Origin of the sequence: Clostridium hydrogeniformans DSM 21757 (genome assembly GCF_000686705.1) — a bacterium.
In the GTDB taxonomy this organism is placed as follows: domain Bacteria; phylum Bacillota; class Clostridia; order Clostridiales; family Clostridiaceae; genus Clostridium_Z; species Clostridium_Z hydrogeniformans.
The window spans coordinates 36463-56171 of record NZ_KK366005.1; the positions used below are offsets into that span (position 1 = coordinate 36463).

Consider the following 19709-nt stretch of genomic DNA (forward strand, 5'->3'; position numbering starts at 1 on the left):
ATTTTTATATTTTAAAATTATAATTTTTCTGCTAATAGCCATTTACTCAAGTAGCCACTATTTTATAACTTATATAAACCTAATTTATTGATTTTACGCGTCTATTAGTTAAGTTCTAAAGATAACCTCTTCTTTAGAGAACATATACTTAGCTATAAATAAACATACTCCTGTATATAAAATATGCCATGCTACAACTATTCCTATATGCTTCATATCATATATTCCAACTATAGCCTCCTTCATTAAGGCTACTGCATTTACAACTGGTATGTTAAAGTAAATAAACTTTATACTCTTTGCATCCATCATCATTGGAAAATAAGAAAGTATCATAACTGGCATTAAAAGTCCACTTAAGTAAGAGTTAGATTCTTTCATAGACCTAGCATATATACTTATTGCCATCTGAAGAGAACATATTGATACAAGAACAAATAAACTAACTCCTCCTATTATTAAAAGAGTCTCTGGAGTTAATGCTATCCCTTCCTTAAGCCCATAAATCTTTTGGAAGGACATAACCATTGCTGTCATACTAGTTATAAGGGTAATTGCAGCTATCACACATAAAGCTAATACTTTTCCCCAAAGTATAGACATTCTATTAGCTGAAGTTGATAATAAAGGTTCAAGAGTTCCCCTCTCTTTCTCTCCTGCTCCAAGGTCTGCTGATATTGCCATGGTTGCACTTATCATAAGTATAACTATAAATGAAGGAATCATTCCAATAAGCATACCTCCCATTGCATTATCCTTTTCACTACTTTCTGGTTTATCTAGTGATGAGGTTGACACTACAAAGGGATTCATAATTTCTTTTGAAACTCCTCTTTTATCTATTCTTTCTGTCACTATAGCCTTATAATATTCATCAAACATGGATTTAATTGATGAAGTTGCCATGATTGATTTATTGGAATCATTATCTACAATAATTTTTATATCTGCTGGTTTCTCATTATCTAGCTTTTCCTGAAAATCATCAGGAATCTCAACTATAGCCGAAATATCTCCTTTTTTAAGCTTCTCTTTTAAATCGTCCCCCTCATAAACAGTAATTTGAGGCTGACTCTTAAGTAGTGATGCTGCTGAATTATTCTTACTTACAATACCTATATTAATTCCCTTCTCAACATCTTTTATGGAATCTTGAGTAAAGTAATTTATAACACCAAATAAAACTGGATATAATATCATAGGAACAATTATAGTCATTATAATTGTCTTCTTGTCTCTAAAAATATCCATTATCTCTTTCTTAAAAATACTTAGTACTTCCTTCATTCTATTCACCCCCTATTAGCTTAACAAAGACTTCTTCAAGATCTTCATTATTGTATTTATTCTTAAGGTCTTCTACTGTACCTTCTTCTACAATCTTACCTTTATTTATAATAACAACCCTATCGCAAAGCTTCTCAACTTCCTTCATAGAATGGCTTGATAAAAGTACTGTCTTACCTTCTTCTTTACATTTTAATATAAAGTCATGAATTACTCTTGTTGCACTAACATCAAGACCTGTAGTTGGTTCATCAAAAAGCATAACTGAAGGACTATGAACTATGCTTCTTGCAATAGATACCTTCTGCTTCATACCTCTTGAAAAACTTCCTACTCTCTTTTTATCTATATATTCTTCCATTTTAAGACTTTTAGCTAAGGAATCTATATTTTTATTTATGGACTCCTTGTCCATTCCATATAATTCCCCAAAATAAGATATATTTTCTCTAGCAGATAATCTTTCGTAAAGACCTACATCGCCTCCAAAAAGTATCCCTATTTCTTTTCTTACTCCTTTTCCATCCTCTATGATATCATGACCATTTACCTTAGCTGTTCCTTCTGTAGGATTCAGCATGGTAGATATCATTCTCATAGTAGTTGTTTTTCCTGCTCCATTTTCCCCAAGAAGACCAACAACCTCCCCATCATTAACTGTAAAGCTAATCTTATCTACAGCTCTTGTCTTCTTAAATTCCTTAGACAACCCAACAACTTGAAGCATTTTCTCTCCTCCTTTTATCTTAAAAACTTTATATTTTTTATATATTTTTTTATAATAATCATACTTATCATTATAATTATCACATATTTACAAAAACTTTTCTTACTCTTTTAATATCTATATAAACTTTTAAAAAATTTATATATTTTTGCTTTTTCTTGAATAAATATATATTTATTCAAGAAAAATCGGTTAAGTATGACATTTTAAGGACAATTCTTGCAATCTATATTTAATTTGTATATATTTTCTTATAGAATTAATATGAATACAGAATAGTAATACAAATTTGTTCCTTAAAAATAGAGAAAGGTACTTGAAATAAAGTACATAACAATCACTCTTCCTAATCCTCTGATTAAAAAGTCAGGGGATTTTTTTTACTTTTAAGAAGCTAGATTTACTGATAAAATAATTAATAAACTCACAATAGAAAATAATATTATAGTTAAAATTAATGGTAAATTAAATATCCTTTCATCACTTCTACTTATGGTATATCTAAAATACTCAAAATTATTTATTTTTATAAGCTTTTTTATTATCTTATATATTATAAATCCACAGATTAAAAGCACTCCTGCATATATTAAAAAGCCACTAAAAGATGTGATTAAAGCTGTTTTAGTCTCTTCATTAACTGGTTCTAAAACCTCCTTACTTCTACTAAAGTATTCTGAAAATACTGCTATTCCATTATTAATTCCATGAATAATCATAGAAGAAAAAATAGACCCCGTTATATAAACCACATAAGTAAGTACTACACCAGTAAAAAATGTATGAAAAAATTGAAAACTATTCATATGAAGCATACCAAATATCAGTCCATTCATAATAGCAACTATATGTATGGACTTCTTTCTATATCCATCTAATACTATCCCCCTCATTATAACTTCTTCACATATTATAGGGGTTAATACTGTAAGAAATAGATTTTCTAAAAGACTTGGATTAGAAGCAAGACTCTCTACTATAACATTAGGTAGCTTGTCTCCAAACAAAGCTGTATAAATATATATAATAGTTCCCTTGAAAGGAAATAAAAAAATATATAGCATTATTAAATAAGGTATATTTTTAAGCTTTAATGGTTTTATGTTTAGAGTTTCTATTATATTTTTCTTATTTATAAATAGATAGATTGCTGACGGTAATAAAAAACATATATATTGGTAAAATCCCTCTCCTAATTTAAGGGGTAGTATTTGATATATTATACTAGTAACTATAGTTAATAAGATAAATAAATTAACTTTATAAATACTTCTTTCTTTTTCTATCATTTTTAACTCCTTTTATATGAATACTCTATATCTAAAAATTTCCCCTTTGGTTTTCTCTTCTCTAAAACATATAGGTATATATTCGTAAGCTTTGGTGTTATAATTTAATTTCTGAATCCTAATATTTTTTGAAAATTTCCTATTAGTATTTCTGCAATTCAATTTTACCATCTCACAGGATATATAACCATATTTTTACTAATAATTTAATATAAAAATAAGAATCACAGATATTTAAAACTGTGATTCCCTAAATAAAACTATTATACCCATTGCTTCATTATGGTTTCTTCCTTATTTAATTTAAAATTAATAAAACGTGATAACACAAATAAATAATCTGATAATCTATTAATATATAAATAGCTTTGAGGATAGGAATCAAAGTTTCCTTCCTTTAGATATTTAACAAAAACTCTTTCTGCTCTTCTTGTAGTACTACGGCATACTTGAGCATAAGTTCCCTCTAAAGAACCACTATATAGTATAAAATGTCTTTGTGGCGGTGTTTTCTCTAACATTAAATCTATTTCATTCTCAAGTTCCTTAACATGGCTTTCCTTTATTTTATATTGACTAAAATTATAAGATATTTCTACTCCCATGTTATACAAAGCATTTTCTATATGAACTATAAAATCCATTACATTTTTCTTTTCTGTATAATTTAAATTAGTATTATTTTGAAGTAAGGCATTTAAGTATCCTAATTGTGCATTTACCTCATCTATATCTCCTTGAAGTTCTAAGAATGTACTATCCTTAGCTATTCTTTCACCAAGAAGATTTCCCGTTGTTCCTTTATCACCAGTTTTAGTATAAACCTTCATTAATAAATCCCTCTTTTCTAACTTTAAGAATATAGTGTATATTTACCTTAAGAATAATTATATTCTTTAATTAGTTTTATCCTCAGACTTTATAATCTTAATGTATTATCTGAATTAAAGTTTTAAATCCTAAAATTTTCTAGTTACTATTAAACCAAAATACCACCTAAAGTAAGCTTTACTTTATATAGTAATATACAAATAATCCCTAGATATTTTACTACCTTCTATGGATATATTGATATTTTATAATACTCTAATAGTAATAACACTCTTTTTTAAATAATAGCATTTATTATTTATTTTGTAAACATGAAGCTCTTAGTATTCTAAATAACCTTTAAGCTTAGATAAGTCCTTTATGATAAACCTCTTATCCTGAGTATTATCCACTATCCCCTCTTCTTTGAGCTCTTTTATAATCCTTGTTATAGTTATTCTAGAAGCTCCCACTAAAGTTGCTAATTCTTGATGGGTTAATTTTATATCTATAACCACACCATTATTAGTTTCTATACCTTCTTGAATTACTAATCTATATAATGTATTACACACCTTTTCCTTGGAAGAGGTAAATAATATATCATGCATTTGACTTACAGATATTCTATACTTTCTAGTTAAACTATGTATAAAGAATCCATATGCATTAGTATTATTCTCTAAAAATCTATCTAATAAGTTTTTTTCAATTATAGAAACCTTAGAATCACAACATGCCTTTATCATAACAGGCATACCGCCTCCAACAAAATATTCTCCTTCACCACATATTTCTCCTGGAGATAAAAAAAACATGAGTTTCTCATCTCCTTTAGAGTGATACAGAATTTGTTTAAGCTTACCCTTTGTTACGATTCCTAGTGACTTGTTTTCCGCTACATTAAGGATTTCATTCTTTTTAATCTCTTTTTCCTTACCTAAAGGTGCTAAGTCTTTCAGAAAAAACTCCCTCATAGCTTTTTGTTTTTTTCTATCGAATATTTGTTCATACATACAATATTACCTCATAACTCTATGAATGGATATATTATTTCTATATTAAAATCTTATAGTAATATATTATATTATATTAAGATTTCACAGTAAAATAAGCTTCTATTAATATTCCCTTATATCATAGAATTATATATAGGATTAATTAAAATGCTCTAAATTTTATAATATATTGAAGTTTTTAATTTTACTAATATAAAAAGCTCTAGAAACCTATGCTTCTAGAGCTTTTTATTACTTGTTTTCTTCAAGCATAAACTTCTTCCAATCTCCATGTGGAATATATACTGAATGTTTTTCAAATTCTTCTTTATCATTCATATTATATAAGTAAGAAAAAGCCTTAACCTTCTCTCCCTTATTATTATCTATTATTTCTATATCTAATAACTCTCTATTATATTCATTATCTTTATTTCCTTCTGATATGTAACCTTCCATATCATCTAAGGCTTTAAGATTTTTATCCCAATTTTTTACTTCAATTACTTCTCCAATTATTTCTTCATCTCCATTTAGTACTGCTGGGTATCCTTTGTTTGGCATATGATAAAGAGTTCCCTTTATCTTTCCTAGTTTTCTTGATATGATTTCATCTTTTAAATACTTATCAAAGTTAAAGAATCCATCTCTTAAGCTTCCGTAAACAAATAAATATTTTTTCATTAGCAAATAGTTCCGCCTACAGCCTTAATATCAGAATCATTTTCCACAGCAGCTTTAATAGCACACTCTAATCCTTTAGTTAAGTTTTCAAGAGACATTGAAGGAGCATTCTTTTTATCAACTACTTGGCTTGGGATAAATGGTACGTGGATAAATCCACCTTTTACATTGTTAAATTTCTTATCTATCATGTAAAGAAGTCCATACATTATGTGGTTACATACAAAAGTTCCTGCTGTATTAGATACTGAAGCTGGTATACCACCTTCTTGTATTTCTTTAACCATAGCTTTTATTGGTAAATTTGAAAAATATGCATTTTCTCCATCTTCAAATATTGGAAGATCTAAAGGTTGGTTCCCTTCATTATCTTTTATTCTAGCGTCATCCATGTTTATAGCAACTCTTTCTGGAGTTATATCAAATCTTCCACCAGCTTGACCTATACAGATAACTATATCTGGGTTGTGCTCAATTATTGATTTCTCTAATTCTTCTAAGGATTTTCTAAAAACTGTTGGTATTTCTACCTTTATAACCTTAGCACCTGCTATCTCGTCTTTTAGATTCTTAACTGCTTCTAAAGCTGGATTTATTGCTTCTCCTCCAAATGGATCAAATCCAGTTATTAAAACTTTTTTCATATAATTACCCCCATTCAAAATGTGTAGTAAGAGGTAGTACTTTTAAACACTACCTCTTTTATATTTTTACATAATTAAATGTGTTTTATAACAATTTAATTATGTATCTATTACATTATTATTCCTATTATATTTAAAATAAAATTTTTAATCCTAGTAAATACCCTAAGCTTTACTCTAGTTAACCCTTAGAATAGTTATATCTTAGAACTATTTTTTAATAAATATAACTTAACTCTAAACATAAGTTTAATATTACTTCATATTTTAAAATCTATTAGATTAAAATGCAAAGAAGTACATAATAAGTATGTGTATTATAAGTAATGTTATTGCAACTGGTGCTTGAGCCTTTATAACACCATTTTTATCCTTCATTTCAAGAAGGGCTGCTGGTACTACGTTAAAGTTAGCCGCCATTGGTGTTAAAAGTGTTCCACAATATCCAGCTGTTAATGCTAAAGCTCCAGCAATTACTGGATTAGCTCCTTGAGCAAATACAAAAGGTATTCCTATTCCTGCTGTTATAACTGCAAATGCAGCATAGGCATTTCCCATGATCATTGTAAATACTGCCATACCTACACAATAAGCTATTACTCCAAGTAATATATTACCTTCTGGTATTACAGAAGAGATTCCAGAAGAGATTACCTCTCCAACTCCTGCTGCAGTAAATACTGTACCAAGTGCTCCTAAAAGTTGTGGTAATATACTAGACGGTCCAACTTGTTGAATCATTCTATTACTATCAACTCCAACATATTTAACAGGAGCTTTTGTTATTATAAAGGTTAATATAAGTCCACCTAGTGCAGATATACCTATAGCAACCTGACCTCCAAGCTTAGTATATTGAGCTATTCCAAAAGCTAAAATTGCAAGTGTTACTGAAGGTACAAATATTTTCCCTCCAATTTTTTTAGCTTTTTCTTTTCTAAATTCATCTGATGGTTGAGATAATGTTCCCATTTTAACCTGTTTAGTTACAGTTAATACTCCTAAAACAAGTATTAGGGCTCCTACATACGTAGGTGGAATATATTTACCAAAAATAAATATAGCACCTAGTATAATCCAAAATAATGCTGTTCCTATTTTAGCTGTATGTTTATCATCCTTTATTACAAATAAAGCTGTTAAAACCATTAATATTCCAGTTAAAACATAAAAGCTTTCTAAAAGAAAAGCTGATAATGCTTTTACATCCATGAATACCCCTCCTTACTTTTTACTTCCGTATTTTCTTTGAAGTTTTTTATCAAAGATATAGTTAAATATAGCTGCTACTACAAATGTACATATTGCTATTGGAATAGAAGCCTTAGCTATATCTGAAGGGTCTACTGCATAATTTAACTTTTCAAGAGTTGAAACTATTAAAAGTACTCCTCCATTAGCTATAAATACGTTTTGAGCAAAGAAGTTACCATAGTTCTCCATGGCCGCTGCATGTGCTTTTATCTTTTCTTCATCTTCTTCATCTATTTCTCCATATTTGCTTATAGCTGCTCCTTGAGCCATTGGGTTTATAAGAGGTCTTATAAATTGAGGATGTCCACCTAGTCTTAAAGACATAGCTGCTGCAACCTCTCTTATTAAAGTATAAAGACTTAATAGTTTACCTGTAGTAACATTTTTAGCTCTTGAAATTAATTCAGTAGCCATTTCACGAAGACCATATCTTTCACATATTCCTATTACAGGAAGAGTTAGTACAAATAAGGTCATATACCTAGTGTCTACAAATGATTTACCTAAGATCTCTAGAATCTCAGTAAAGCTAATTCCTGCCACAAGGCCTGTAGCAAGTCCAGAAACTAAAACTACAGCAATAATATCAAGCTTTAAAGCGAATCCTAAAACAACAATTAAAACACCTATTAACTTTATCATGCCTTTACATCCCTTCTTTATGAATTTTTAGAAAATTTCATATCTTATAATTTAAATTATACGAAAGGCTAAAAAAAAATTCAGTAGTCCAGGCTACAATTTTAATACTTTTTTTATTTGAAATGACAAATTTTGAGCCTTTAATAATTGGAAACCGTTTCATTTATGCTATTACTTCAACTATTTTAAAAACCACTGAAAATTTATACTAATAATTATAATTTTTTTATATTTTTATCATATATATGCCATTATATTTGCCTTTTATTCAAGATTTTATCTCCTTATTTTTCATTTTTTAATAATTATAAAATGAATAGGCTAAATTAAATAAATTCAATATAAATTTAAATTAGAATTTCTTCGTTTTTCTACTTAAGTTTTAAATTACCTATATAGTATTTCTTAAATAATAAAAAAAATCCCTTATTAAGCTAAAAACTTAATAAGGGTTTAGTGAATGTAATGGAGTTTGGGGTTTAAGATTTTACATTTCTTAAACTCCTTTATCATTTATATAGAGTTTATCTTGAGATTTAAATTTTTCTATATATTAATTTAAATCATTTCTTCAGTACAATTAGACTTTAATCTACTTGTTTCTATAAAATTTTCTTCCTATATTAGTATTATATACCTAAAAACTATGTTTTTCTACATATGTAAATAACTTTTAATTATTTTTTACAATTTATAATAATAATTTTATTTTTCTCAAAGAAATTAATATATCTTTTTCATTTTTGTATTTTCCTTAAAAACTTATTAGTATTTTATTCATTAATAGATCTTATATTAACAAAAATATAAAATTATTAGTAATTTAAAAAATCTATTTAAATTAATTCCCCAGTATTTTCTTGAAATAAAGAAGCCGACATACATAGATTATATTAATTCATGTATATCAGCCTCTTCTTTTATATTATATTTTTCTACTAATCTTTTTCTGCTTAAATTATAAAGAGAAAGTATCTTCTATTAATAGATATATAATAATTTTTCTTATATATAAATCTACATTAACTTTTTCATCTTAGATGCTATTGGATCTGCTAGAGTTCCCATTATTACTTGAACATTTTTATCTCCAAGTCTCATAACTCCTGAAGCTCCTTGTCTCTTAAGAGCTGGTTCATCAACCTTTGATCCATCCTTTAAAGTTAATCTAAGTCTTGTTACACAAGCATCTATATTTTCTATATTTTCTTTTCCACCTATAGCCTCAAGTACAGCCACTGCCTTCATGTCTAAATCCGAACTTTTATCTCCTCCTGAAGATTTAACAACTGATACATCCTCATCATCATCTTCTCTACCTGGAGTCTTTAGATTAAGTTTCTTTATCATAAAGACAAATACTACATAGTAGATCACTGCAAACACAAGACCTATTAGAATTAATAAAAGTGGTTTAGTTGCTTTACCATAACTTAAAACATAATCTATAAATCCTGCTGAAAATGTAAACCCTGACTTAACTCCAAGGGCTGTAGTTACTGCAAGGGAAATTCCTGTAAGCACTGCATGAACTGCATATAAAGCTGGTGCAAGGAACATAAATCCAAACTCTATTGGCTCTGTTATACCAGTTAAGAATGAAGTAAGTGCTAAGCTACCAAGCATACCTGCAACAGCAGCTCTCTTTTCCTTTTTAGCTGTTGTTATCATGGCAAGACATGCTGCTGGTAATGCAAACATCATTATTGGGAAAAATCCTGACATAAAGTTACCTGCATTTGGATCTCCCGCAAAGAATCTTCCTATATCTCCCTTAACTAACTCTCCTGCCGCATTAGTAAATGTACCAAATTCAAACCAGAATATTGTATTTAATACATGGTGTAATCCTACTGGAATTAATAATCTATTAAGTAATCCAAATATTAATGAACCTACTGCTCCAAGTCCTACTATCCAGTTACCAAAGTTATTTAAAGCTCCTTGTATAACTGGCCATACTCCTCCAGCTACAAATCCTAATAATAAACAAACTAAAGATGTTATTATAGGAACGAATCGCTTACCTCCAAAGAACCCTAAGAATTGTGGAACCTTAATATCTTTAAATTTATTATATAAAAGTCCTGCTATTATACCTACTATAACCCCTGCAAGAACTCCCATGTTTATAGTCTTATCAAAAGTTACTGCTACTTTCGTTAATATGAAATAACCAACAGTCGCTGCTATACCTGCAACTCCATTATTTTCTTCTGCAAAACCTACTGATATACCTATAGCAAAGATAAGTGGTAAGTTTCCAAAAACGGCATTACCTGCTTCAGCCATCCATGTTATATTTAAAACGTCTTCTTGGCCTAATCTTAAAAGTAGACCTGCTGCTGGTAAAACTGCTATTGGTGTCATAAGGGATTTACCAAGCTTTTGAAACGCTGCTAATACTTTATTACCTTTAGCCATTTCTAATCCTCCTTTATAATCATATCCTAAAATAAATGCAAAATATTATTACACTAATGTACTATGACTTTAATATTACTTAATCTTAAAGAAAATATACCTTAACTTATAACTCGCCGTCTTCTTTCTCTGATGGCTATAAGCTGTAACACCCCATCCTATAAAAGGTAGGTGATAACAGTTGCTACGCCCTTAGATTAACTCATCTAAACTTTATATGATGGAAAGAACCATCATCTTAGGGAAGATTCATTCTATGAATATATGCCGTACGCTCATAGATTCACCGTTTTAAAGCAATAAAAAAAGCTGAAAAGGATACACTATCTATAAAGATATCCTTTCCAGCTATTGCCCACTAATTTAATTGCGGTTACACGCTGTGCAAGTTTTATTAAGTTATAATTCTATAATCACATTGTAGACCATTTCAAATTCTCTGTCAACATATTTGTATAAATAAAAATTTATATTTTATTATGTATTTATTACCCTATTTGACACATTATTATTACTTCTCTCAATCATTCCATTGTACATATCTTTACTTAACTCTCCCTCTCTTAACCCCAATACCTATTAAAACTTCTTCTATCTCTTTATAGTCTAATACTAATTTATTTCCTTTTTTACTATCTGATAACCCTTCATTAATTTTAATCTTATTATTTTTATCACATAATATTTTATAACATACATCTTCAGCTATATTTTCATCAGAAAAAGAAGATGAACCTGATATTTTAGGTTGGTTTTTCAACCTTTCCAATAACTCTTGTTCGGATTTCCCTACATGTTTTTCTAATAGATGGCCTCCCATTGATTCATGTACATCTAATCCTCCATTTAAAATATCTTTTATCTTTTTAGGATCTGATGACCCCTTGTGGCAGAGTCTGTCTTCTCTATAAACCTAGTGTTTTCAATGCTCTACGCTATTTTTTAACTACTTTTACTCACTCACCATTTTAGTGTTATGTATCCAGATTATTAACCTTATTTTATCATGATACTTCTTTTATTTCTACATTCAGCATTACAAGGAAAAAAGATTAATGCTTCAATTACTGAAACATTACCCTTTTTAATTTATTTCACTACATTATAATAATTATGCTATCAATTTATTCTACTATTTTATTCATATTACAATGATTTATAAAATAACATTTTTATGCAGTTACTTTTTTAATTATTATGCATTCTATCGTTTATTAACTCAAATTAAACTTCTTACTATATTCTTGATTTATTTTTAGTAATTCTTCAGCTGGCACTATTTTTTTATCTGCTTTTTCTAATTGTATTTCATTAGACCATAAAAATGGATATATCAATATAGCCTCATTAAATTTAACATTTTTACAATCTTCTTTCCATGTACTCCACCTCATAGTACTATAAAATTCATCTACATTTCCTTGTGCAATCCAAGCTATAAACTCTGAATACTGCATTTCTAATGACTCCCACTCTAACGTATCTGGAGCAAAATACCATACCTCTCCTATTCCTTCAGAGAATTTTCCAGCATTTAATGCAAAAAGACCTCCAACAACATCATCTGCAACTATTAACATTTTATCAACCTTCGTTGCAACTCCATTTTCTCCAATCGAATTATATGACAGTATACCTCTGTTAATATTACTGTCGTGTCCAAGTATTCTAATCCAATTATCAATTCCTATCCCAGATGTATTTAATATTATTGAACCTAATGCTGATTTTGATGTTATTTGTAAAACATCAAGTGATTTTATCCCATCCTCTAATTCATCTGAATTTAATACTAATTGTCTATTAGAGCTTATGAACATGTTATTTATTTCTTGCCATAAATTATTATCTATATTACTCATTTTTACTCCTATATTTTAAAATTTAGTCATCAGTTATTTTATACTTGATTTTGGTTCCATTCGGATATGGTCTCAACTTATGTCCGAAAGTTGACCCTGCCCCTCTATTATCAGAAGGATTAATAGGTCTAACACTTGCTCCATTCCCGCCTTCTTTGAACATAGCTGGTTGATATTCGTCTAAATCCTTTCCTGGAACTTTATCTATGCCTTTCAATGATGCCTTACGATTAGATTTTGAGCCCGCTCTATCAATTGTTAAAACTTCTGGTTGCCCATTAGCTATTGCATCCTCAATATGCTTTGCCGACTCTGGGTATTTACTTCTTGAAATTTCAACCTCTATTACATTAGGATCTCTTACCCCCTTGGGGCAGAGTCTGTCTTTTCTATCAACCTAGTGTTTTAAATATTTCACACTATTTTTTAACTACTTTTAATCACTTACCATTTTTAGTGTTATGTAGTCAGATTATTAACATTAATTTCCTTCAATCTATTATCCTTATTTTATCACGCTACTTCTTTTGTTTCTACATTAGGCATTACAAGAAAAAAAGATTAATGCTCCAATCACTGAAACATTAACCTTTTTAACTTCTTTCACTGCATTATTTAGATTATGCAGTCTTAAATTTTCTTAGTATTATTGATTTAACTATATTATGACATAATTAGCTTTTATGCAGTTAATCTAATCTTTATTTTGCATTCAATTTTATAAATTTGTATATACACATTCTAATATTTCCAGCATTTCATCTACTTCTATATCTAAATCTGCACAATTTATTATTATTTTTTTTGTTTCTTCTACTTTCATAATATTGTCTAAACTTAAAATTTCTTCACATTCATTTTTTAACTGTATTATTTTTTTATTATTTTCCTTCTTAGCAAAATCTCCTATTATATCTTCTAATTCTTCTTCATAATCTAACATTATTAAATAACAATCACAAAAATATATTATATTTGAAAATCTCATACTTTCCTCCTAATTAAACACTGGATAGCTTGTTATTATCCTAAATCCTAATTCATTATCATTTGTTCTTTCTATAACAGTAACAGTTTTTCTTAATCCTTCAGCTAATGTGTCAGTATTCTTTAATACTCCATTTCCTACATCAAAGGAATGTTCTGTTTTTATTGTCAATCTCGCGTCAGTCGAGTTATTTAACCATTCAACTATATCATTTGAATTTTTAGATAATACTTCCTTTACTGATTTAGTTGCAGTCTCTTTACTTATATATGTTGTTGCTCCTTTTCCTTTCAACTTTTTAGTCCTTTCTATTAAATATTCTTTTGACTTTCCTACATGTCTATCTAAAGTATGCCCTCCTAAAGATTCCATCACATCTAAAATATCATCTCCAACATTTTTTAATCTATTGACAGCTTCAGCCGCCCCCTCAATATTCCCAACAGCCTTACCTTCATCAATCTTATTAAATTTAATCGAATCTATTGCTTTTTTCTCATTTTCTACTATATGTAACTCTGCATTTATACGTCTACCATCTGCAGTTTCAACTACCTTAGATTCAACCTTTAAGGATCCATCAAGCATCCCTTTAAACTTTTCATAAAATCCCTTACCATCTTTTATGATTTCACCATTTTCATTTAAAGGTATGCGGTTTCCTTTTGGGTCTAATAAAAAATGACTCTCTTTATTCACATTTTTAAACTGACTTACTGATTTTTCTATACCCTTTCCAGCTTTAGTAATGTTAGTTTTAAAATCTGAAAAGGTTGAGGTTATACTCTCTAATCCTATTTTACCTATATCTTTTAACTTATCAAATATTTTTCCTCCATTTTTAATTAGGTCTCCTCCACTCTTAATCATACCTGGTAGCTTCTTACCTATTTTTAATGCTCCTTTTCCCAGAGATGCAAGGCTACTTACCATCATTATATTCTCAAAGGAATCATATACTATTCCACCTAAATCATCACCTAATGCCCACTTAGATGAAGTTTCCAATAGGTTAAACCCTTCATTACTTCCATTAGCTATATTATTATATATTTTTACTGCCCTATCTATAAAGCTATTACCAGAATCAGCTAAGGTTGCCCAGGTTATTGGTGAACCTAATGCTGTCCCTCCTGAAGCTATTATTCCTGCTATCGTCCCCCCCAATATCAATGCATCTCCTGTTACACATACAAGATTCACTACTAAAGGGTTTCTATCCATCCACGCCTCTACAGAATCACTCATTTTAAAAAAGGCTTCTTTTCCAGAATTCCATAAGGATTTTACTCCCTCTAAGAATCCATCTATTTTGTTTTCCACTTCATATCCATGACCTATTAATCTTATCCTTGCTGCACATTGCTCATCTGTTCTTTTAAAGCTTTTTATTGCATACTCTACATTGCTTATAACTCTATTAAGGTCTTGTTGATTCTTTGAAGCTTCTCTATAAATTCTCGATAACTCATCCTCAGCTATTTTTGCTCTATAGGAGCTTCTGTCTATCTTTATATTAGTCCTTGCTCTATTTACTTGTCTACTTACTTCTACTGATTTATCTCTTGCTACTTTTAAACTAGATTTTAATAGGTCCATTTCACCATAGGATATTCCTATAACTCCATTTCCTCTTAAGCTAATTATAGAACTCAAATTTCTGTCTCCCCCACAACTGTTTTCTTGTCATTAAAATAACTTTTCTTTTGCTTTCTTTATAATATAGACTTTAAGATACTTGTCCTATATTATCATCTTCCTTACTGATAATTTACTTTAACCAGTAATAATATTAATTTACCTAAATTTACATTTCTTTTAGTATTTTATCATGATATGTAAGTTTTTTGAATAGTAATGTATTTCTATGTAAGTATTGGTTAATTTTATTATGACTTATTTAAAATAAAATTAATATTGTATATATTTAATAAATTAATACTTAAGACATATTATTAAACCTTTACACTACCCTTACCATGGTTGACACAAATTTTATTAACTAATATAATTTATTTAAACGTGTTACTGTTAAATCAGGCATAAGTTTTAAATTTTAAAACTTATGCTTTTTTTGTATTTATAATGTAGAAAATATAAATAATACTATTATAATTATTTATAAGTTTAAAACTTAAAACTTACTTTAAGCATTATTATAAGGCTTTAATATTAAATCTTAACTTATTTATTAAATTTTTATTGATTTATCTTGATTCATCAAGGTGTATAAATTAATTTTTAAACTTAAAACCCTATAAATTAAGTTAAGTTTTCTTTAGTTTAATTTATTAAACTAAAACTCATCTTATTATAATCACGTTTTACTTAATATCTAATTTACATAAGATGAATATTAACTACTAAATCTATAAGATAAATTTTATTTATGAAAGGAAGTAATTTATATGTTTGGTTTATTTAAAAAAGATTTGAAATTAGTAGCTCCTGTATCAGGAAAAGCAATAGATTTATCTCAAGTACCAGATGCAGTATTTGCTCAAAAAATGGCTGGTGATGGTGCTGCAATAGAGGCAACTGGTGATGTTGCTGTAGCTCCTTGTGATGGAACTCTAACTCTAATATTTAAGACTAACCATGCTTTTGCCATGACTTTAGATAATGGTGTGGAACTTCTTATTCACATTGGAATAGATACTGTTGAATTAAATGGAGAAGGATTTGAAAGATTAGCAGAAGAAGGAACTAAGGTTACAGCTGGAACTCCAATTATAAAGTTTAATGCTGAATTTATAAAGAGCAAAGGGTTATCCCTTGCAACTCCAGTTTTAATAACTAACCCTGATTCAGTAAAAGAAATAAAGAGCTTAACTGGTAAGGATGTAACTGCTGGTGAAGACGAAATAGTAACTTATAGAAAATAATATATTTTAATATTTGTAACTTATACATGACTTTCAACTATACTAGAAAGTTATACAAACTTTGTATTCAAATATTAAAACTTATGGAATGACTTTTAATCATAAAAAAGGTATGAGACTTATATAATCTCATACCTTTTCTTAATCCAATATTCTACTTTAAATTTTAAAAATTATTTCGCTTCTTTAAAAAAGTTATAAGATATATATTACTTCTAAAATCCATCTTTTTAAAATTTTATTTATTTGATGAATTTTTAAGTCTTTCTACATGAAGTGCTAAATATGCAATTTCATCTTCTAAAATTCTCATATCTACATCTTCTTCTATTATCTTAGCTACACCCTTTGCTATTTTAAAAGATTCTTTATAAGTATTCTTTATAACATCTAAAAGTTCATTTTTAACCATATTATTTGCCATTACTCTTTCTATAGCAAATCTTACATGGGTTAAAAATCTTGCATAATCAAGGCTTTGTCTATCTATATATATATCTAGAGTGTCTTCTATATACTCTACTATACTATTTCCCAGGAAAGTATATTTTATAGTATTAGATAACTTTCCCTCATTCCTTGCTGAATGTATATGAAGGGTTATAAAACCTATCTCTCCATCTGGGATTTCTACCTTCATAGTTTTTTCGATAAATCTTGCAACTTTTTTTGCTATGTCGAATTCCCTTTTATATAAAGTTTCTGTCTCTACTAAAAATGGATTGTGGATTTCCTTATCCTCTTTAAGTCGCTTTAAGGTTAAAGCAATATGGTCTGTCAAAGATATATGAATCTTTTCATCTAAACTCTCATTAAGCTCCCGTTCTATCATGTATATAGCTTCTTCACACATTCCCACTACATTACTATCTGCATAGCTTATAAGATTTCTAAAGTTTTTACCATTTTGATTATCTTCAATGGAAAAAATCTTATCCACATTTTCTCTACCTATCATTTCTCCAATTTTCTTTCCGAAGCCTATACCTTTCCCAAATATAACTTTCTCCTTGTTATCTTCTTCTATGAGAACAACATTATTATTAAACACCTTTTTTACATACCACATTAAAACCTCACCTCCCTAAAGCTTTTTTTATTTTTCTCATAAAGTCTTAATATTAATATATTATAATAAAAGCTAATAATATTTCAATGTATAAAAAAATTTATCTACCTTATACATCTATATGTAACCCTAGCTCTTCTTATTAAATCTTCTTTAGAAATTATAGAAATTTTATCTAATAATTTGAATCTATAAGTATTTAAACCTTCATTATTTTTAAGATTTTCCCTGCAAATCTCTCCTATTATCCCCCAAAATGAAATGGCTTCTACCACGGCTAAGGCTAGGTCATCTCTTTCTACTGATATAAAAGCCCCAATTAATGCTGATAATATACATCCTGTACCTGTAACCCTACTCATTGCCTTATTTCCGTTGTGAACATAGTAACTTTTCCTTCCATCAGTTATAAAGTCTACTTCTCCAGTAACTGCAATTACTACATTATTAAGTCTTGCATAGTCTTCTATATATTTTTGGATGTCTTCTTGTGAAAGCAAAGAATCCTCTAAGGAATCTATACCTTTATATACACTATTTTTATTTAAAATACTCTTAATCTCACTTAAATTCCCTTTAATAACATAAGGCTTATACTTTTCTATTAAATTTATTGCTGTAGATTGCCTATAATATGATCCATGAATTCCTACTGGATCAAGAACCCAAGGAATAGAATTTTTATTTGCTATATTTGCAGCCTCTAATATTCCTTCTTCCCTAAAGCTATCCATAGTACCTAAATTTATAACCAATCCATCACTATTTTTTGTAATATACTGTACATCCTTATAATAGTGAGGCATTATTGGCTTTGCTCCTAAAAAAGAAAGACTTTGAGCCACATCATTCATGGTAACCAAATTAGAAATTATATGAACTAGCGGTTCCATATCATTTATTCTATCTATTCCCTTAAACTTAAGCTTTATTTCTCTAACCTCATAGTGTTTATTATTTTTTAAAGTAGAATCCTCTATATTAGGTTCTTCCTTTATTTCCTTCATCTATGGTACACCTACCTAAAACTCTTTAGCTTTATTATTAATTACTCCTCTTATTATAGGAATATTTAATAATATTAAAGCTAAAACAGCTCCTCCAATACAACTTAAAGAAAATGGAAATACAAAAGCTAAACCTGCTACTTCTTTTCCCATAACAATAGTTGCTAAAGGATAGGCTAAAATTGCTCCAACTCCTCCGGTTCCAATAACCTCTCCTAATGCAGATAAATATATGTTTTTAAATCTTTTATAGAAAAGTCCTGCTAATAAAGCTCCAAATACACTTCCTGGAAAGGCTAATATAGATCCTGTCCCCATAATATTTCTAAGCAATGAAATGCTTAATGCATTTAAAACTCCATAATAAGGACCTAGTAATACGCCCCCTATCACATTAAGAAAGTGTTGAACAGGAAACATTTTACCACCCAAAAATGGTATATAAAACAAAGACCCTGTTAGAGTTCCCATTGCTATAAATAAAGCACTTAGGGTAAGCTTATATACCTTCTTTTCTCCAAATACATTGCTAAGTTCATTTTGATTTGTAATTTTCATTTAAAAAACCCCCTAATTTATCTTAGAGGGACTGTATAACTAACCATTTAACTCCTTTATAAATAAAACCTATCCTAGGATATTACAAATTAAAGTATAAGATTTAAAACCTACATATCCTAAGCTAATGTCCTATGTCTATTTAGCTTACAAAATTTTAGAATTAAACTATAATTATAAGTTGCTTTCCTACGCTGGCATTATCCAGATCAGGTGTTAAGAGTCAGGAAATATGGTCTCCATTCTCAGCTAGCCTATACTAGCCCCTCTAGCACTGATTTAATTATATATACATTATAACCTATAAGAAAACTTATGTCATGTTATGTATCAATATATCTAAATTATTTATAAATATACTTTAAAGTTTTAAGATTTACTTTTTTTCTTAAAATCTAGGATTTTAATATAAGTTCTTAATTTATTTATTAAAATTATACTCCATTTACCTAAATTTAGATTAATACATAAATTAAATTTAAAACCCTATAGAAGGAATCTTACTTCAGGGGGTGTTAAAGCTTATAGACATCAGATAAATTAAATTTACCTTTATTATAATGAAATATTAAAAAAGTAAT

At 28.5% G+C, this 19709-nt stretch carries 18 protein-coding genes and 1 riboswitch; of the genes, 1 reads left to right on the forward strand and 17 read right to left on the reverse strand.

Features of this window, described 5'->3' with window-relative positions; genetic code table 11:
- Positions 1-108: 108 nt before the first annotated feature.
- From BR69_RS0117270 to BR69_RS22090, 14 genes are all read right to left on the reverse strand, one after another.
- A complete protein-coding gene (locus BR69_RS0117270) occupies positions 109-1287 on the reverse strand; it encodes an ABC transporter permease (protein ID WP_027634327.1) in 1179 nt (392 codons plus the stop codon).
- Position 1288: 1 nt separating this feature from the next.
- The gene (locus BR69_RS0117275; protein ID WP_027634328.1) at positions 1289-2014 is read right to left on the reverse strand and encodes an ABC transporter ATP-binding protein; all 726 of its coding nucleotides are present in this window, start codon (positions 2012-2014) and stop codon (positions 1289-1291) included.
- A gap of 386 nt (positions 2015-2400) precedes the next feature.
- Complete coding sequence (locus tag BR69_RS21275; protein ID WP_051623668.1) at positions 2401-3303, reverse strand: CPBP family intramembrane glutamic endopeptidase; 903 nt, start codon at positions 3301-3303, stop codon at positions 2401-2403.
- A gap of 263 nt (positions 3304-3566) precedes the next feature.
- Positions 3567-4133 (reverse strand): cob(I)yrinic acid a,c-diamide adenosyltransferase, encoded by a 567-nt coding sequence (locus BR69_RS20780; RefSeq protein ID WP_051623669.1) that lies wholly within the window; start codon positions 4131-4133, stop codon positions 3567-3569.
- Positions 4134-4454: 321 nt separating this feature from the next.
- Complete coding sequence (locus BR69_RS0117290) at positions 4455-5129, reverse strand: Crp/Fnr family transcriptional regulator (RefSeq protein WP_027634329.1); 675 nt, start codon at positions 5127-5129, stop codon at positions 4455-4457.
- 234 nt (positions 5130-5363) lie between these two features.
- Positions 5364-5795: a gamma-glutamylcyclotransferase family protein gene (locus BR69_RS0117295; RefSeq protein WP_034850096.1), complete on the reverse strand. Its 432-nt coding sequence runs from the start codon at positions 5793-5795 to the stop codon at positions 5364-5366.
- Positions 5795-6439 carry a pyroglutamyl-peptidase I gene (gene pcp / locus BR69_RS0117300; protein WP_027634331.1) on the reverse strand — a complete coding sequence of 215 codons (645 nt, stop codon included), beginning with the start codon at positions 6437-6439 and terminating at the stop codon, positions 5795-5797. Before pcp ends, BR69_RS0117295 begins: the two co-directional genes overlap by 1 nt.
- 282 nt (positions 6440-6721) lie before the next feature.
- Complete coding sequence (locus BR69_RS0117305; protein WP_027634332.1) at positions 6722-7651, reverse strand: DUF979 domain-containing protein; 930 nt, start codon at positions 7649-7651, stop codon at positions 6722-6724.
- Between the two features lie 12 nt (positions 7652-7663).
- A complete protein-coding gene (locus BR69_RS0117310) occupies positions 7664-8332 on the reverse strand; it encodes a DUF969 domain-containing protein (protein ID WP_027634333.1) in 669 nt (222 codons plus the stop codon).
- A 1020-nt stretch (positions 8333-9352) separates the two neighbouring features.
- Entirely contained in the window at positions 9353-10759 is a 1407-nt protein-coding gene (gene nagE / locus BR69_RS0117315; RefSeq protein ID WP_027634334.1) for an N-acetylglucosamine-specific PTS transporter subunit IIBC, read from the reverse strand.
- Positions 10760-11303: 544 nt separating this feature from the next.
- Entirely contained in the window at positions 11304-11579 is a 276-nt protein-coding gene (locus tag BR69_RS0117320; RefSeq protein ID WP_027634335.1) for an RNase A-like domain-containing protein, read from the reverse strand.
- Positions 11580-11973: 394 nt separating this feature from the next.
- Entirely contained in the window at positions 11974-12621 is a 648-nt protein-coding gene (locus BR69_RS0117325; RefSeq protein ID WP_027634336.1) for a DUF2625 family protein, read from the reverse strand.
- Positions 12622-13339: 718 nt separating this feature from the next.
- Positions 13340-13609: a hypothetical protein gene (locus BR69_RS0117335; RefSeq protein WP_027634337.1), complete on the reverse strand. Its 270-nt coding sequence runs from the start codon at positions 13607-13609 to the stop codon at positions 13340-13342.
- Positions 13610-13618: 9 nt separating this feature from the next.
- On the reverse strand, positions 13619-15265 hold the full coding sequence (locus BR69_RS22090) for an RNase A-like domain-containing protein (protein ID WP_207640785.1): 1647 nt from the start codon (positions 15263-15265) through the stop codon (positions 13619-13621).
- 752 nt (positions 15266-16017) lie between these two features.
- Between BR69_RS22090 and BR69_RS0117345 the strand changes: the two genes are divergently transcribed.
- Positions 16018-16494, forward strand: a complete 477-nt coding sequence (locus tag BR69_RS0117345) for a PTS sugar transporter subunit IIA (RefSeq protein WP_027634339.1) — start codon at positions 16018-16020, stop codon at positions 16492-16494.
- A gap of 238 nt (positions 16495-16732) precedes the next feature.
- Here the strand turns inward: BR69_RS0117345 and glcT are convergent, their stop codons facing one another.
- From glcT to thiW, 3 genes are all read right to left on the reverse strand, one after another.
- Complete coding sequence (glcT, locus tag BR69_RS0117350) at positions 16733-17563, reverse strand: glucose PTS transporter transcription antiterminator GlcT (RefSeq protein ID WP_027634340.1); 831 nt, start codon at positions 17561-17563, stop codon at positions 16733-16735.
- A 104-nt stretch (positions 17564-17667) separates the two neighbouring features.
- A complete protein-coding gene (gene thiM, locus BR69_RS0117355) occupies positions 17668-18570 on the reverse strand; it encodes a hydroxyethylthiazole kinase (RefSeq protein WP_051623671.1) in 903 nt (300 codons plus the stop codon).
- Between the two features lie 15 nt (positions 18571-18585).
- Positions 18586-19128 (reverse strand): energy coupling factor transporter S component ThiW, encoded by a 543-nt coding sequence (gene thiW, locus BR69_RS20790; RefSeq protein WP_034850098.1) that lies wholly within the window; start codon positions 19126-19128, stop codon positions 18586-18588.
- Positions 19129-19297: 169 nt separating this feature from the next.
- A riboswitch (TPP riboswitch) is annotated at positions 19298-19408 on the reverse strand.
- Positions 19409-19709: the final 301 nt, after the last annotated feature.

Bases quoted from the DNA above. Each gene is read 5' to 3' on its own strand.
- BR69_RS0117290 (WP_027634329.1), bottom strand. From the start codon at position 5,129: ATGTATGAACAAATATTCGATAGAAAAAAACAAAAAGCTATGAGGGAG.
- BR69_RS20780 (WP_051623669.1), bottom strand. From the start codon at position 4,133: ATGAAGGTTTATACTAAAACTGGTGATAAAGGAACAACGGGAAATCTT.
- BR69_RS0117275 (WP_027634328.1), bottom strand. From the start codon at position 2,014: ATGCTTCAAGTTGTTGGGTTGTCTAAGGAATTTAAGAAGACAAGAGCT.
- nagE (WP_027634334.1), bottom strand. From the start codon at position 10,759: ATGGCTAAAGGTAATAAAGTATTAGCAGCGTTTCAAAAGCTTGGTAAA.
- BR69_RS0117320 (WP_027634335.1), bottom strand. From the start codon at position 11,579: ATGGGAGGCCATCTATTAGAAAAACATGTAGGGAAATCCGAACAAGAG.
- thiW (WP_034850098.1), bottom strand. From the start codon at position 19,128: ATGAAAATTACAAATCAAAATGAACTTAGCAATGTATTTGGAGAAAAG.
- BR69_RS0117335 (WP_027634337.1), bottom strand. From the start codon at position 13,609: ATGAGATTTTCAAATATAATATATTTTTGTGATTGTTATTTAATAATG.
- BR69_RS21275 (WP_051623668.1), bottom strand. From the start codon at position 3,303: ATGATAGAAAAAGAAAGAAGTATTTATAAAGTTAATTTATTTATCTTA.
- thiM (WP_051623671.1), bottom strand. From the start codon at position 18,570: ATGAAGGAAATAAAGGAAGAACCTAATATAGAGGATTCTACTTTAAAA.
- BR69_RS0117295 (WP_034850096.1), bottom strand. From the start codon at position 5,795: ATGAAAAAATATTTATTTGTTTACGGAAGCTTAAGAGATGGATTCTTT.
- pcp (WP_027634331.1), bottom strand. From the start codon at position 6,439: ATGAAAAAAGTTTTAATAACTGGATTTGATCCATTTGGAGGAGAAGCA.
- glcT (WP_027634340.1), bottom strand. From the start codon at position 17,563: ATGTGGTATGTAAAAAAGGTGTTTAATAATAATGTTGTTCTCATAGAA.
- BR69_RS0117345 (WP_027634339.1), top strand. From the start codon at position 16,018: ATGTTTGGTTTATTTAAAAAAGATTTGAAATTAGTAGCTCCTGTATCA.
- BR69_RS0117305 (WP_027634332.1), bottom strand. From the start codon at position 7,651: ATGGATGTAAAAGCATTATCAGCTTTTCTTTTAGAAAGCTTTTATGTT.
- BR69_RS0117325 (WP_027634336.1), bottom strand. From the start codon at position 12,621: ATGAGTAATATAGATAATAATTTATGGCAAGAAATAAATAACATGTTC.
- BR69_RS0117270 (WP_027634327.1), bottom strand. From the start codon at position 1,287: ATGAAGGAAGTACTAAGTATTTTTAAGAAAGAGATAATGGATATTTTT.